The 13,382-nt window shown below is 41.6% G+C and carries 13 protein-coding genes; 5 read left to right on the forward strand and 8 right to left on the reverse strand.

Going from position 1 to position 13,382, the window contains the following annotated elements:
* Positions 1 to 66: 66 nt before the first annotated feature.
* Positions 67 to 1,038, reverse strand: coding sequence for an octaprenyl diphosphate synthase (gene ispB / locus NFU46_RS16625; RefSeq protein WP_054562777.1), 972 nt, complete (start codon positions 1,036 to 1,038; stop codon positions 67 to 69).
* 410 nt (positions 1,039 to 1,448) lie between these two features.
* Between ispB and rplU the strand changes: the two genes are divergently transcribed.
* The 5 genes from rplU (at position 1,449) to NFU46_RS16650 (ending at position 4,355) form a co-directional block, all read left to right on the forward strand.
* Complete coding sequence (rplU, locus tag NFU46_RS16630) at positions 1,449 to 1,760, forward strand: 50S ribosomal protein L21 (RefSeq protein WP_036965957.1); 312 nt, start codon at positions 1,449 to 1,451, stop codon at positions 1,758 to 1,760.
* 16 nt (positions 1,761 to 1,776) lie between these two features.
* Positions 1,777 to 2,034 carry a 50S ribosomal protein L27 gene (gene rpmA, locus NFU46_RS16635; protein ID WP_054551015.1) on the forward strand — a complete coding sequence of 86 codons (258 nt, stop codon included), beginning with the start codon at positions 1,777 to 1,779 and terminating at the stop codon, positions 2,032 to 2,034.
* Positions 2,035 to 2,184: 150 nt separating this feature from the next.
* Positions 2,185 to 3,339, forward strand: a complete 1,155-nt coding sequence (cgtA, locus tag NFU46_RS16640; protein ID WP_054551016.1) for an Obg family GTPase CgtA — start codon at positions 2,185 to 2,187, stop codon at positions 3,337 to 3,339.
* 79 nt (positions 3,340 to 3,418) lie between these two features.
* Positions 3,419 to 3,898, forward strand: coding sequence for a type 3 dihydrofolate reductase (gene folA, locus NFU46_RS16645; RefSeq protein ID WP_082401652.1), 480 nt, complete (start codon positions 3,419 to 3,421; stop codon positions 3,896 to 3,898).
* 79 nt (positions 3,899 to 3,977) lie between these two features.
* Positions 3,978 to 4,355, forward strand: coding sequence for a DUF3718 domain-containing protein (locus NFU46_RS16650; protein WP_062566166.1), 378 nt, complete (start codon positions 3,978 to 3,980; stop codon positions 4,353 to 4,355).
* 277 nt (positions 4,356 to 4,632) lie between these two features.
* Here NFU46_RS16650 and NFU46_RS16655 read toward each other — a convergent pair whose 3' ends face one another.
* The 7 genes from NFU46_RS16655 to lptD all read right to left on the reverse strand — a co-directional run bounded on the left by NFU46_RS16655 (position 4,633) and on the right by lptD (position 13,361).
* On the reverse strand, positions 4,633 to 6,648 hold the full coding sequence (locus tag NFU46_RS16655; protein WP_175082553.1) for a methyl-accepting chemotaxis protein: 2,016 nt from the start codon (positions 6,646 to 6,648) through the stop codon (positions 4,633 to 4,635).
* A gap of 141 nt (positions 6,649 to 6,789) precedes the next feature.
* The gene (locus tag NFU46_RS16660; RefSeq protein WP_251603413.1) at positions 6,790 to 7,605 is read right to left on the reverse strand and encodes a symmetrical bis(5'-nucleosyl)-tetraphosphatase; all 816 of its coding nucleotides are present in this window, start codon (positions 7,603 to 7,605) and stop codon (positions 6,790 to 6,792) included.
* 6 nt (positions 7,606 to 7,611) lie between these two features.
* On the reverse strand, positions 7,612 to 8,001 hold the full coding sequence (gene apaG, locus NFU46_RS16665) for a Co2+/Mg2+ efflux protein ApaG (RefSeq protein ID WP_054550996.1): 390 nt from the start codon (positions 7,999 to 8,001) through the stop codon (positions 7,612 to 7,614).
* Positions 7,985 to 8,791, reverse strand: coding sequence for a 16S rRNA (adenine(1518)-N(6)/adenine(1519)-N(6))-dimethyltransferase RsmA (gene rsmA / locus NFU46_RS16670; protein WP_054550997.1), 807 nt, complete (start codon positions 8,789 to 8,791; stop codon positions 7,985 to 7,987). The genes apaG and rsmA overlap by 17 nt, the downstream gene beginning before the upstream one ends.
* Positions 8,788 to 9,780: a 4-hydroxythreonine-4-phosphate dehydrogenase PdxA gene (gene pdxA / locus NFU46_RS16675; RefSeq protein ID WP_251603416.1), complete on the reverse strand. Its 993-nt coding sequence runs from the start codon at positions 9,778 to 9,780 to the stop codon at positions 8,788 to 8,790. Before pdxA ends, rsmA begins: the two co-directional genes overlap by 4 nt.
* Positions 9,781 to 9,785: 5 nt before the next feature.
* Complete coding sequence (gene surA, locus NFU46_RS16680) at positions 9,786 to 11,078, reverse strand: peptidylprolyl isomerase SurA (RefSeq protein ID WP_251603419.1); 1,293 nt, start codon at positions 11,076 to 11,078, stop codon at positions 9,786 to 9,788.
* A gap of 36 nt (positions 11,079 to 11,114) precedes the next feature.
* Positions 11,115 to 13,361 carry an LPS assembly protein LptD gene (gene lptD, locus NFU46_RS16685; RefSeq protein ID WP_251603422.1) on the reverse strand — a complete coding sequence of 749 codons (2,247 nt, stop codon included), beginning with the start codon at positions 13,359 to 13,361 and terminating at the stop codon, positions 11,115 to 11,117.
* Positions 13,362 to 13,382: the final 21 nt, after the last annotated feature.

The raw sequence follows: 13,382 nt of genomic DNA on the forward strand, positions 1-13,382 counted from the left end.
TTTAAATCGCCGAAAACAAAAAAGCCTGCAAATGCAGGCTTTTTTAATGGCTCGAATAAATAGCGTTTAGTGATCGCGGGCAACGGCGATACGGGCCAAACTCTCTAAGGCTTGTTTGTACGGTGTATCTGGTAAGAACGCGATACAAGCAATTGCTTTGTCAGCTTCTTGCTCAGCTTTTTGCATTGCAAACTCAAGGGCCTTAGTGTCTGCTAATGCCGCTAGAATGCTCTCTAAGTGGTCCATACCATTACCAAGCTCAATTGCTTCGCGTACTAGCTTAACTTGCTCTGGTGTGCCTTTTTGCATTGCGTAGATAAGCGGTAGGGTAGGTTTACCTTCAGCTAAATCATCGCCAATGTTTTTACCAAGTTGCTCGGCATCAGCGTTGTAATCAAGAACATCATCCACTAATTGGAATGCAGTGCCAAGATGCATACCGTATAAGTTTAATGCTTCAAGGGTTTGTTCGTCTTGCTCGGTAATAATTGCAGCAAGGCCGGTTGCAGCTTCGAACAATTTTGCCGTTTTGCTGTAAATAACCTGCATATAGCTTTGTTCTGTCGTGTCAGGGTCATTACAATTCATTAGCTGTAATACTTCACCTTCAGCGATGACATTGGTTGCATCAGCTAAAATTTGCATGATTGGCATTTTACCTAGGCCAACCATAAGCTGAAATGAACGTGTATAGATAAAGTCACCCACCAAAACGCTCGCTGCATTACCAAACTCTGCGTTGGCTGTAGGCGTACCACGGCGCAAATGTGACTCGTCGACAACGTCGTCATGCAATAAAGTTGCGGTATGAATAAATTCGATGATAGTGGCAAGCGTAATATGGTCTTTGCCCTCATAACCAAGTGCTTTTGCCGCTAAAATGGCCAACATAGGACGAACGCGTTTACCGCCACTGTTTACTATGTATAAACCGAGTTGGTTAACCAATGCGACATCTGAGCGCATTTGGGCATGTATAAGTTGATTGACGTCATCCATTTCATTTTCGATTAACGTCTGGATAGCTTTTATATCCATTGATCTCCGAGCCAATATTTATGGGTATACGGGGCTGATTGTACAACAAAAAAAGCGCTTGCTCGATATTTTGTGATGATTCAGTAAAAAAACACTGTAAAGTTTTTTATTTGAGATCAATTTTGCCAAGATAAATTTATAGCCTTGATTAATAAGTGATCAGCTTTTTGAATTTTCAAGGTGCGTATTATTAGCGTAATTTAATTGTCATGAGATCGTAAAAACCGCTTGGCATGTGGTGTTTTTAGGATAGAATAGAGGAAAATATTGAATTGCTCTCAATGCAGCTATTTTTTATTCATTTTATCGAAAAAGAGGCTTGCTAGTTTTTGCACATTAGCGTAAACTTCGCGCCCTATTGAAGAATATTTTAGTTGCGTCGATTTGAGGGCGCACAGACGGAGTTAATTATGTACGCGGTTTTCCAAAGTGGTGGTAAACAGCACCGTGTGACTGAAGGTCAAACAATTCGTCTTGAGAAATTAGACGTTGAAACTGGTGCAGCAGTTGAATTTGATTCAGTACTTTTAGTTGCTGATGGTGAGAAAATCGAGATCGGTGTACCGTTCGTAAACGGTGGTAAAGTAACAGCTGAGGTTGTTTCACACGGTCGCGGTGAGAAAGTTAAGATTGTTAAATTTAGACGTCGTAAGCATTCTCGTAAGCAAATGGGCCATCGTCAATGGTTCACTGAAGTTAAAATCACTGGCATTAGCGCTTAATTAGAGGTACTGAGAAATGGCACATAAAAAAGCAGCTGGTAGTACTCGTAACGGTCGCGATTCAGAAAGCAAACGCCTTGGTGTTAAGCGTTTTGGTGGCGAATCAGTTCTAGCGGGTAGCATCATTGTTCGTCAACGTGGTACTCGTTTCCACGCTGGCGCAAACGTAGGTATCGGTAAAGACCACACTATCTTCGCAAAAGCAGATGGTAAAGTTCAATTCGAACAGAAAGGTCCTTTAAACCGTAAATACGTAAATATCGTAGCTGAGTAATCATCTCGATATTTGAAAAACCCCGCCTTTGCGGGGTTTTTTGTTTTGAGGCATATAAATATATACCTAAGCGCCTTGGCATTGGGTGCTGAATAGGGCACTTAGGTATATAATAGAGTTATTAACAAGCCAATCTTAAAGTGAGTAATCATGAAGTTTGTAGATGAAGTAGAAATTCGTTGTGACGCGGGTGATGGCGGCAGCGGTGTCGTATCTTTCCGACGTGAAAAATATGTACCAGATGGCGGTCCTGATGGCGGCGACGGCGGCGATGGCGGCAGCGTTTATCTACAAGCCGATGAAAACTTAAATACGTTAATCGATTACCAATTTGAGCGTTTTCATAAAGCAGAGCGCGGCACAAATGGTCAAAGCCGTAACATGACTGGTAAAAAAGGCGCTGATTTAACGCTTAAGGTGCCTGTTGGTACACGTATCATTGATGTTGATACTGAAGAGTCATTAGGTGATCTGACTAAGCATGGTCAAAAGGTTGTTGTTGCAAAAGGTGGTTTCCATGGCTTGGGGAATGCACGTTTTAAATCAAGTACAAACCGTGCGCCACGTCAAAAAACACTAGGTACACCTGGTGAAGTTCGTAGCTTACGCCTAGAGCTAATGCTACTTGCTGATGTTGGCTTACTTGGTTTACCAAATGCTGGTAAATCAACGTTTATCCGCAGTGTTTCTGCAGCTAAACCAAAAGTGGCAGATTACCCGTTTACGACACTTATTCCTAATCTTGGTGTAGTACGCCCAGATGCGAATAAGTCATTTGTAATTGCTGATATCCCTGGTCTAATCGAAGGCGCTTCGGATGGCGCAGGCCTTGGTATTCGCTTCTTAAAGCACTTAGAGCGTTGTCGTGTATTACTGCATATCATTGATGTTATGCCTGTTGATGGCACAAATCCAGTTGATAATGCCTTTGCGATTATTAATGAGCTACACCAATATAGTCCTAAGCTTGCTGAAAAGCCGCGCTGGTTAGTATTTAACAAAATTGACCTATTACCAGAAGATGAAGCTGAAGCACTGTGTAATGAAATTGCCGAAGAGCTAGGTGAAGAGGTTAATGTTTACCGTATCTCTGCTGCTAATAAGCAAAATACCCAAGCACTATGTCATGATATTATGGCGCTACTTGATAGTATGCCGAAAGAGAAATTCGCTGAAGAAGAGAAAGAAGAAGTTGAATTTAAGTGGGATACTTATCATCAGAAAGCAACATCTCAAGATGATGATGATTGGGATGACGACTGGGATGATGATGACTACGATGTAGAAGTTATCTACCAACGATAAAATTTAAAACTGAAAAGGAGCCATGCGCTCCTTTTTTATTAATAAGAAAAAAGTATTAAGGTTTAGTGTGAAAATTTCAATGATTGCTGCTATGGCAAATAACCGAGTAATTGGCCAAGACAACCAAATGCCATGGCATTTACCCGCCGATCTGCAACACTTTAAAAAAGTAACCATGGCAAAGCCTGTGATCATGGGCCGTAAAACATTTGAATCAATAGGTCGGCCTTTACCGGGTCGTCAAAATATTATTATCACGCGTAATGCTGATTACACAGCTGAAGGTATTGAGGTGGTTACTTCACCAGAGGCTGCGCTGGAATTGGTTGCTGATGTTGAAGAAGTAATGATTATAGGTGGCGGAAATATATACGAACAATTTCTATCTCAAGCAGATCGTCTATACTTAACATTCATCGACCTCGAAGTGGCCGGTGATACGCAGTTCCCAGATTACGAAAGTGTTGCTAATTGGACAGTTGCCGAGCAAGAAAAGCATCAGCCTGATAACAAAAACCCTTACTCGTATACTTTTGTAACCCTGTACAAAAACTCGTAACATTATTGCGGTAAAATTAATTAGTTGGTACAATATTACACAATCTTGGTAAGAAGAAAGTATTACATAAGGGCAAAATATGATGAAGTTACCAAATATGTTACTTGCAGCGGCTGTTGTTTCAGCGTCAGTTGCGTATACAGCACCAGCAAAAGCTGATGATCAATTAGCGGTTTCTATCTGTGAGTATATCGCAGCTGATGATAAAAACCGTTTACGTAGTAAGCTTAAAAGCTCACGTGTGAAAATTCGTAACATCTTTGATGCTGTAAAATGTAACGGCAACAATATGCTTCGTCATGCAATTGAAAGCGGCGCTGCGGATGCTGGTGAGTACATCGTTAAGAACTTATCTAAAAGCTCTTTAGAAGACGGTGCAGACATCGCATGGGCAGAATCAAACGGCCACGGTGGTTCTCCACTAATCGCTGTTATTAAAGACCGCGCAGGCCTTTAATTGAAACGCCAATAGAATTTAAGAAACCGCACTCGTTGCGGTTTTTTTATGCCTGAAAAACGCTTCGTTTATTTCATACCTACTCGCAATAATTCGTTATTATTTTGTATTAAATAATGCGCCTGCATGGGTGCGGGAGGCAGGAAAATATTAAGAGTAATCACCTCAAAAGATCATTTAATTAAGCGAATTGATATGCATAGATACAAAAAAACCGTGTTTGTTTTCACAAACACGGCTTCTATATGTTGTTAGCTCGTAGCTCGTTTACAGCTTCTTAAACTTTAAACGCATCCACCGATAAACGTAGTTCTTCCGCTAATTTAGCAACTTCTGAACTTGAAATATTGGTTTGGTTTGCGCCTTCAGCTGTTTGTTCAGCAATTGCTACAATCGACTCTAAGCGCTCGCTAATCTCTTGTGAAACTTGCTGTTGCTCATGAGCAGCTGTTGAGATCTCTTCACTTACGTTATGAGCTTGCGCAACTGCTGCAGTGATTGAATCAAGGGCGGTATTTGCAAGGTCTGATTGCTCAACACACGACTCAGCTTGTTGCTTACCTTTCGACATTGCCGATACAGCAGCCTCAGCGCCAACCTGAAGCGATTCAATCATAGCTTGGATCTCTTGGGTCGATTCTTGAGTCTTGCTCGCTAGAGAGCGTACTTCGTCAGCAACTACGGCGAAGCCTCGGCCTTGTTCACCGGCACGTGCTGCTTCAATGGCTGCATTAAGTGCAAGTAGGTTTGTTTGCTCTGCAATGCCACGAATAACATCTAAGATGCCACCAATTGATGCGCTATCTTTGTGTAACTTATTGATAACCTGTGAAGCATCATCAACTTCACGGGCAAGTTGTTCAATAGTCGCTTTGTTTTGCGAAGAAATACCTTTAACGCGGTCAGCTTCTTTATCAGCGTTCTTGATTTCGCTAAGTGCCTGTTGAGCACTGCTGCTTACCGCTTGTGATGTACTGCTCATTTCCGTGGTTGCTGTAGCAGCTTGTTCAACTTGCGCTTGTTGGTTACGAATAGCTTGGCTTGATTCTTCAGTGATTGCTGAAGTTTCTTCAGAGGCCGCAGCAAGCTGGGTTGAGCGAGAGATAATGCCTTGAATAAGTGTACGTAAACTTTCGATTAGCGTATTACAACTACGTGATAGCTCACCAAATTCGTCTTTAGCTGAGTCGTCTAAGCGTTGAGTCATATCGCCGCTAGCAACAATATCAAGAATACGGTTTACTTCAGAAAGTGGTTTAGTAATACGGCTAACAGTAATTGCTGCAACAGCAATAGCAATTAAAGTGGCGATAACCATGGCAATCCAAGTCCAAATGGTTGCCGTAGATACGTTACCACTTACATCTTGCTGTAAGTCAAAAGCAAGGACTGTTGCTTGGTCAACAAGCTCTTTAAGTTGCTTTAGGGCTTCAGTGGTTGATTTTTCCGCATTGGCTAGCTCAGCTTGAGTTTGTGCAATTGCATCAATTAAACGCTTTTTATTTGCTGATAGGCTGTTGTTGCCACGTACGTTATTTACAAGGTTTTCAACATAACTGTTTAGGTCATTATATAAATCAGCATTACTTTCAATGATAGCAGGGCGAATAAGACCTAGGCTGCGCTCAACTTCTTCTAAGTAATAAACTTGTTCGTTTTTCACGATATCTAACGTGTTAAGAGTTTTAACTGTTAGCATATCGGTACTGTTAGTCACTACCGACTGGAAGTTGTTTTCCATGTTGTTAGCAGCTTGGTAGGCACGTGAATTGTTTTCTTCAAGGCCATCAATATCAATGATATCAAGCACAACAGAGTTAGCATCTTCGGCGCTGATCTCGATATTTTCAAGCTGGGTGCGCAGCGTATTGTTAAGTTCAAGTTGCGTTTGTTTATCTTTAAAAAGGTTATCGACAGACTTGGCAAAGCGCTTATAAGTTTGCTCAACTTCTTGACTGCTTTGTTTTAATTTAGGGTCGTTACTCACTATTTGTTGTAGGTCTTGATAAGAGCTATCGTAACGCTTTTTCTGCTCGGTAAAGTTCTTGCGAATAGTTGCTAATTCATCTTGTGATGTGGTGTAAAAACTCGCTTGCGCTGATTTACTCATCAGGATGAATTCAACCTGCAACTCATAACTTTTGTCGAGGGCCGGTAATGACAGCTGATTAACTCGCTGTGTCGATTGATCAATGTTGGTAATTCTGATCAACGAGTTACCACCAATAAATAGCAGGAGTAACGTAATAACAATAAAGCCACCCCAAATACGCTGTCTAACGGTCAAGTTCATATGTAATTCCAGAAAATAGTACTAATCAACACTTATCGGCAAGCTTGCCAATTAGTTAAGTATTTAAATTTAATTAGCTTTAAATTAAATTAACTTTAATTGTTATAAATCTAACAGATGTTCAGCTATTTTTCAGTTTATTTAGATAAAAGAGTGGGATTTTTCGACAAAACAGTCTTTTTGGCTGAGTTCCATGAGGGTCATCGCGCCTCCCCATACACAGCCAGTGTCGAGGGCATGAATATTTTCGGCTTTAACTTTACCTTCTAAAGCAGCCCAATGACCAAATGTTATCTGTTGCTTGAGCTTACTTATACTCGGATGCTCAAACCAAGGGATTATTGAGCTATCTTCACTAATGCTGGTTTTATTGCTGAAATCGAGTTCACCAAGTAAATTAACGAAGCGCATGCGCGTGAAGTAATTAACGATATAACGAAATTTAGCCTCGTTAGGTAATGCTGATTGCCATTTTAATGGGTGGGGGTCATACATATTGGCAAAGTAATGATGGGCATCATTACCTTGGTAGCAACTTTCGGCAAAGCGAGCGCGTTTTAATGCTTTTTTTATTGACCAATTTGGGTTTAAGCCGGCATGGCTTATCAGCATGTCATAGCGTTCAAGCCAAATCGCTAATGGCTGTTGTTGCAAAAAGTGAATATATTCAGGGAGCTTTGGGCTGTCAAAAACACCAGCAAGCTTATCTTTTGGATTTGCTGGCTTATTTAGATAATGACAAGCAATTAGGTGTAAATCATGATTACCAAGAGTAATGGTTACACTGCCTTGCATAGTATGAAGGCGCTCGAGGCAAGCGAGTGAATCAGGGCCTCGAGCAACAATATCGCCAACTAAGTAAAGGTGATTTTGGCTTGGGTTGAAGTTGATACGTTTTAGTAACGAATCAAATTCACTGTAACAGCCTTGTAAGTCACCAATTGCGTAGTCAGCCATTATTACCTAGTGCAAAATGTTTGGGCGGGCTAAACGAAACACCTCGATTGGCGCTTCGAACTCAGTACCAAATTCGTTACGCATGGTGTAATGGCCTTGCATCGTCCCAACAGGGGTATCAAGCACTGCACCACTGGTGTATTTGTAGCTTTCACCTGGGGCAATGGTCGGTGTCTCACCCACAACCCCTTCACCTTGTACTTCCACTTCTTTGCCGTTGGCATCGGTAATTAACCAGTAACGACTCAATAGCTTAGCACTGCATAAACTGTGGTTTTTTATGGTGATTGAGTAAGCAAAAACGTATTTATCTTGTTCAGGCTCTGATTGACCTTCTACATAGAAGGTCTCAACCGACACCTTAATTGGAGAACCTAAATTACTGCTTGTTGTCATAAATCCAATTAGCTATATCAATAAATTGTTGTAAAGATAGGCTTTCAGCACGCAGAGTGATATCAATGCCTATGCTTGTTAGTTCTTCAGCTGTCAGTAAGTTAGATAAACTATTACGCAGTGTCTTACGGCGTTGATTAAAGGCTTCTAAACATACCGTGTTTAATAGCTTAGTGCTTTTAGCTGAACGTTGTTCGGGCTTTTTAGGGATCAAGCGAATAACCGCTGAATCTACTTTAGGTGCTGGTTTAAAGCACTCTGGCGGCACATCAATCACTGGCATTGCGTGACAGTAATATTGCGTCATTACACTTAAGCGACCAAATGCTTTACTGCCCGGGCCTGCGACCATACGTTTGACCACTTCTTTTTGCAGCATAAAGTGCATGTGCTCTACGTTATCTGCGAACTCAAATAAATGGAATAGCAGCGGAGTCGAAACGTTGTATGGTAAGTTACCAAAAATCTTTAACTTTTCGTCAGACTTGATCAAAGAGCTAAAATCGAATTTCATTGCATCGCCTTGATGCACTGTTAACTTTGGCCCTAAGAATGGGTGGCTCGTTAAACGTTCTGCTAAGTCTTTATCTAGCTCAACAACCGTTAGGTGGCCACTTAAATCAGCGACTGGCTCAGTGATTGCACCAAGGCCCGGGCCGATTTCTACTAAATTGTCTTCAGGTTTAGGATCGATAGCCGTGACGATTTTGTCGATGATCATGTCATCGTTTAAAAAGTTTTGACCAAAACGCTTACGAGCGCGGTGTCCTAAATGTACTTTATCTGTCATTGATTCTGTGCTTTTTCATGGGCGAGCTTAATTGCTTCGCGGATCGCTAATTCAAAACTACCTACATCAGCAGTACCTGTGCCGGCTAAATCGAGAGCCGTACCGTGATCTACTGAGGTGCGAATAAATGGCAGGCCAAGGGTGATGTTGACCGAATTGCCGAAACCTTTGTATTTTAGCACAGGTAATCCCTGATCGTGATACATTGCAAGCACGGCATCTGCTTGCGAGAGGTATTTATCTTGGAACAGGGTATCAGCAGGCAATGGTCCAATTAAGTTCATGCCTTGATTATTTAACAGCTCTAAGGTTGGCGCTATGGTATCAATTTCTTCAGTGCCTAAATGACCATCTTCGCCAGCATGTGGGTTTAGACCACATACGAGGATACGCGGATTTTCAATACCAAACTTAGTTTGTAAGTCATGGTTTAAAATAGTGGCAACTTTACTTAAACGTTCAACGGTGATTGCGCGCGATACATAAGCAAGCGGTATATGCGTTGTAACAAGCGCCACGCGTAAGCCTTCTGTAGCTAACAACATCACGACATCGGCAGTATTCGATTGCTGGGCAAAATACTCAGTGTGACCGCTGAATGAGATACCTGCTTTGTTGATAATCCCCTTATGCACAGGGCCTGTAACAACAGCGGCAAAGGTACCATCCATATTTTTTTCACTGGCAATGCGCAGTGTATCCAGCACATATTGACCATTGGCGTCATTAAGTACGCCCACTTCAACATCAGAGCCTAAATCTACTTGGTGTAAGTAAACGCTGCCTGCAGGGGCAATGTTTGGTGCTTGGCTATCATCGAAGTCAATTAAATTGATATCTAAACCAAGCAACTTAGCGCGCTGTTTTAACAGCCCGCCATCAGCAATCACCACCAGTTGGGCATCCCACTGGTGCTGGGCTAACTTGATAAGTAAATCAGGGCCAATACCGGCTGGCTCACCTGGGGTAATTGCAATTCTAATGGTCATAATTTTTATTCTGTTGGGAAAATATCAACGTGCGCTTGTTCACGCATTTCTTGCTGCCAGTTGAAACTTTCTTCTTTAAATTTACGATTAAACAGTAGTTGGTGAGCGCGGTTACGCTTAGCTTGCTCTGTTTTATCAGCTACACGCTTATCAAGTAGTTGTACAATGTGCCAACCAAACTGTGTTCTGAATGGCTCACTGATTTCATTTTTATCTAGAGAAAGCAGGGTATTTTTGAATTCTGGTACATAGGTGCTTGGATCAGTCCAATCGTACTCACCCCCTTTTAATGCAGAACCCGGGTCTTCAGAGAATTCTTTAGCAAGTTCACCAAAGTCAGCTTTACCTTCACGTAGCTCTTTAGCAAAACCTTTTAGCATGTCACGCGCTTTTTCTTCGCTTAAGATGATAGAAGGCTTAATTAAGATGTGACGTGAGCGAACCTCTGTTGTTTCAACAACTTGGCGACCACGAATATCCTGAACTTTGATAATATGAAAACCAGCGCCTGAACGAAGCGGGCCAACGATATCATCTTTTTTATGGCCTTTAACTGCTTCAGCAAATAGTGATGGCATTTCGTTGATGCTCATCCAACCTAGCTGACCACCTTCAAGGGCTTTTGAACCGCTAGAAGATGAAATAGCTATACGCTTGAACTCTTTACCTTCTTTTAAAAACTCGATAACTTTATCTGCACGCGTTTTGGCACTAGCGATTTCATCAGCTGTCGCATCACTTGGGATATCAATCAAGATGTGACCAATATCATACTCTTCGGCATTCTTACCTTGAGTTTCCATAATTTTTAAAAGGTTATCAATCTCTTGCTCACTAATATATATACGGCGATCGACATTCATACGAGTGACTTGTTGCGTGGTAATTTCTTTACGAATCTCTTCGCGGTAGGCAGGGTAACTGTCCCCAGCTGCTTCAATAGTGCGGCGTAAATCAGCGATTGTACCACCTTGCTCACGAGCCATATTTTCTAGTGTTTGGTCTAATTGAGAGTCTGAAATTTCTAGGCCCATTCTTGATGCCAGCTGCATCATTAATTCTTGACTAACCAAACGCTCGATCGCTTGAATACGAAGTGTGTCATCAGAAGGTAATTGTTGACCTTGCTCTTGCGCTTGAGTTTTTACGCGATTGATAATGGTGTCTACTTCACTTTGTAAAATAACACCCTGGTTAACTACACCAACGACTTTGTCGATTTCGACAGGTTTTGCGAAAACGCTTTGGCAAAGGCCAACTGTTAATAATGCAGATGCAAATAATTTTTTTAAATTCATACTTTTTCTAATACTCTTGCTAATAGTACTGCGGTACTAGTTATTAAGAAAATACGGTCTACGATAGCCAAAAATACCTTGTTGTAATAATTTTTGTGCATCATAACGGCTTTTACTTCCAAGCCCTTTTAATACGATATTGAAGCCAATACTGGTATCAAAGGTTGCTTGCTCTTGACCAATCGCCTGGTTCAAATCTGTTTCGATTTGACGACGGCCTGTGATTTGAAACGCCCAACAGCACGATTCATACTGAAGACCGCTGAAAACCTCAATGCTACGACCGCTTTCTAAATCGCGGTGATAGCTGCCAACAAACTGCCAATCTTGCGATAGCGGAATGCTAGTAAATAGACCAACTTGCTCGATTGTATTGCCTGAGACATCATTTGCATAGCGATGGTTCAATTGCACGAGCTGTTTATCGTCACCTTTATAATCTAAGGTGATATTTGATTGAATAATTTCCTTACCATCTGTGTCGTATTGAATACCACCTGATAAATACCAGCGACGGTGCCAATGTAACATGGTTTGCGCTGCGAACAAGGCATTGTAATTAGTATCAACATTAATACCTTGTGATGTAGGCTTTGCATCATTACTTAAATAGAAGATTTGGCCTGCGCTGAAATTAAATACTTCTTCGTTTTCATTGCTAAATAAGCGAGTAGTCGCACCTAACGTAAATTGGTTCGCGGTGGCAATACGGTCGATACTTGAGAAACGACGGTCTCTAAATAAACCAAAAAAGTCATCTTGTAATTTTGCCGTGTCGTAAAGGCCAATATTTGATTGGTCTTTATTTGGCGTATACAAGTACTGAATTTGTGGTTCAAGAGTTTGAATACCATCTTTGAAGAAAAACGCAGTATCACGTTCAAAATTTAATTGGCTGTATAAACGCACTTTTGGCAGGGTACGGGTAACTTTTTCGTCGTAGTCGGTCCCTGCTAAATCACCATGCTGATTATATTCAGTATGCAATACGCTGAACTCAGATAAAAATGACCATGCGTATTCTTGATAATCAAAGCTTGCTTTTGGTTCTATGTGAACACGGCTTGCTTCATCAATAATTGCGTCATCATTAGTGAAATAACTAAGCTCACCATCAAGGGTTAAATCAACGCCATAAAAATCATACGCATCAGTTTGCGAAAAGCTAATTTGCGGCAGCGCCGCATATGACTCGCGGTGATCACCAAGTACTTCAAAACTCTGTAGCTTAATATTGGTGCGCCAAGTGTCACCTAAGTGGGTGAGTGAGCCCGTACGGTATAACTGAGTGTCTGTGCGAGTCGCGTAGCCAGAATTTAAATCGGTTAAGTAGTTATCATCACTAACGTTGGTAATATCGATATTACCGCGCCAGTTTTCACCAAAGTAACTTTGTTGTTGCCAATGGAATAGATAGCGCGAGTCAACATTTGGCTCTTCATCATCTTTATCTAGGTACTCAACGGCAATGAGACCGTTGTTTTGCTCAGTTAAATAACGAAACTCACCAATCATTTGCAAGCCGCGCTTAGACATGTAGCGAGGCGTAATGGTGGCGTCGTAATTTGGAGCAATATTCCAGTAGTACGGAGTGATAGTTTCAATACCGTAGCGGCCTGAACTAGAGAAGTTAGGCGTTAATAAACCTGATTTACGACGGTCATCTAACGGAAACGTAAAATAAGGAACATACAGAACCGGCGTATCAAATACCCGTAATACGGTATTGTGAGTTTCGCCCCAGCCATCTTCACTTGATAAGTCAATTTCGTCAGCTTCAATCGCCCACACCGGTGTTTCGCCCGGACAGGTAGTAAAGCTTGCGTTCATCAGGTTTAGGCCAGACTCGTTGACTGTTAGTTTTTCTGCGCCACCATGACCAAGTTGGTCGGTGAGCTTATAATCAGCACCAAGCAAGCTTAATTCAGAATTATTTAAATCCGCATTGAGCCCAGAACTATTAATTTGGCTTACTTTATCGCGATAAACGATAGGGCCGGTTGCATTAAGTAACCCACGTTGTTTGTCAATCAGTGCACTTTGTGCGGACAAATTCATCGTTAGGGTGTTAATATCTACATTACCGGTAAATTCTGCGCTTTGGGTACCCAATAGTTCAATATCATCGGATTTGATATCGATCATATTAAGTTCAAGGCCAGGGAGCGGTTGCCAAGCTCTGGTTTGCATTGAAGTGCCACAAAAATTGTGTGTCAGTTCAGTTTCGGCGAACGATGGTGCGCTAAGTACGCTTAGCATCATTATGCCCCAGGTTTTGCTCATTTAATGACCTTAATGCTCTTT

Origin of the sequence: Pseudoalteromonas sp. NCCP-2140, from assembly GCF_023708065.1 — a bacterium.
Lineage (GTDB): Bacteria > Pseudomonadota > Gammaproteobacteria > Enterobacterales > Alteromonadaceae > Pseudoalteromonas.

Bases quoted from the DNA above. Each gene is read 5' to 3' on its own strand.
- folA (WP_082401652.1), top strand. From the start codon at position 3,419: ATGATTGCTGCTATGGCAAATAACCGAGTAATTGGCCAAGACAACCAA.
- cgtA (WP_054551016.1), top strand. From the start codon at position 2,185: ATGAAGTTTGTAGATGAAGTAGAAATTCGTTGTGACGCGGGTGATGGC.
- lptD (WP_251603422.1), bottom strand. From the start codon at position 13,361: ATGAGCAAAACCTGGGGCATAATGATGCTAAGCGTACTTAGCGCACCA.
- pdxA (WP_251603416.1), bottom strand. From the start codon at position 9,780: ATGACCATTAGAATTGCAATTACCCCAGGTGAGCCAGCCGGTATTGGC.
- NFU46_RS16655 (WP_175082553.1), bottom strand. From the start codon at position 6,648: ATGAACTTGACCGTTAGACAGCGTATTTGGGGTGGCTTTATTGTTATT.
- NFU46_RS16660 (WP_251603413.1), bottom strand. From the start codon at position 7,605: ATGGCTGACTACGCAATTGGTGACTTACAAGGCTGTTACAGTGAATTT.
- rpmA (WP_054551015.1), top strand. From the start codon at position 1,777: ATGGCACATAAAAAAGCAGCTGGTAGTACTCGTAACGGTCGCGATTCA.
- ispB (WP_054562777.1), bottom strand. From the start codon at position 1,038: ATGGATATAAAAGCTATCCAGACGTTAATCGAAAATGAAATGGATGAC.
- rplU (WP_036965957.1), top strand. From the start codon at position 1,449: ATGTACGCGGTTTTCCAAAGTGGTGGTAAACAGCACCGTGTGACTGAA.
- apaG (WP_054550996.1), bottom strand. From the start codon at position 8,001: ATGACAACAAGCAGTAATTTAGGTTCTCCAATTAAGGTGTCGGTTGAG.
- rsmA (WP_054550997.1), bottom strand. From the start codon at position 8,791: ATGACAGATAAAGTACATTTAGGACACCGCGCTCGTAAGCGTTTTGGT.
- NFU46_RS16650 (WP_062566166.1), top strand. From the start codon at position 3,978: ATGATGAAGTTACCAAATATGTTACTTGCAGCGGCTGTTGTTTCAGCG.
- surA (WP_251603419.1), bottom strand. From the start codon at position 11,078: ATGAATTTAAAAAAATTATTTGCATCTGCATTATTAACAGTTGGCCTT.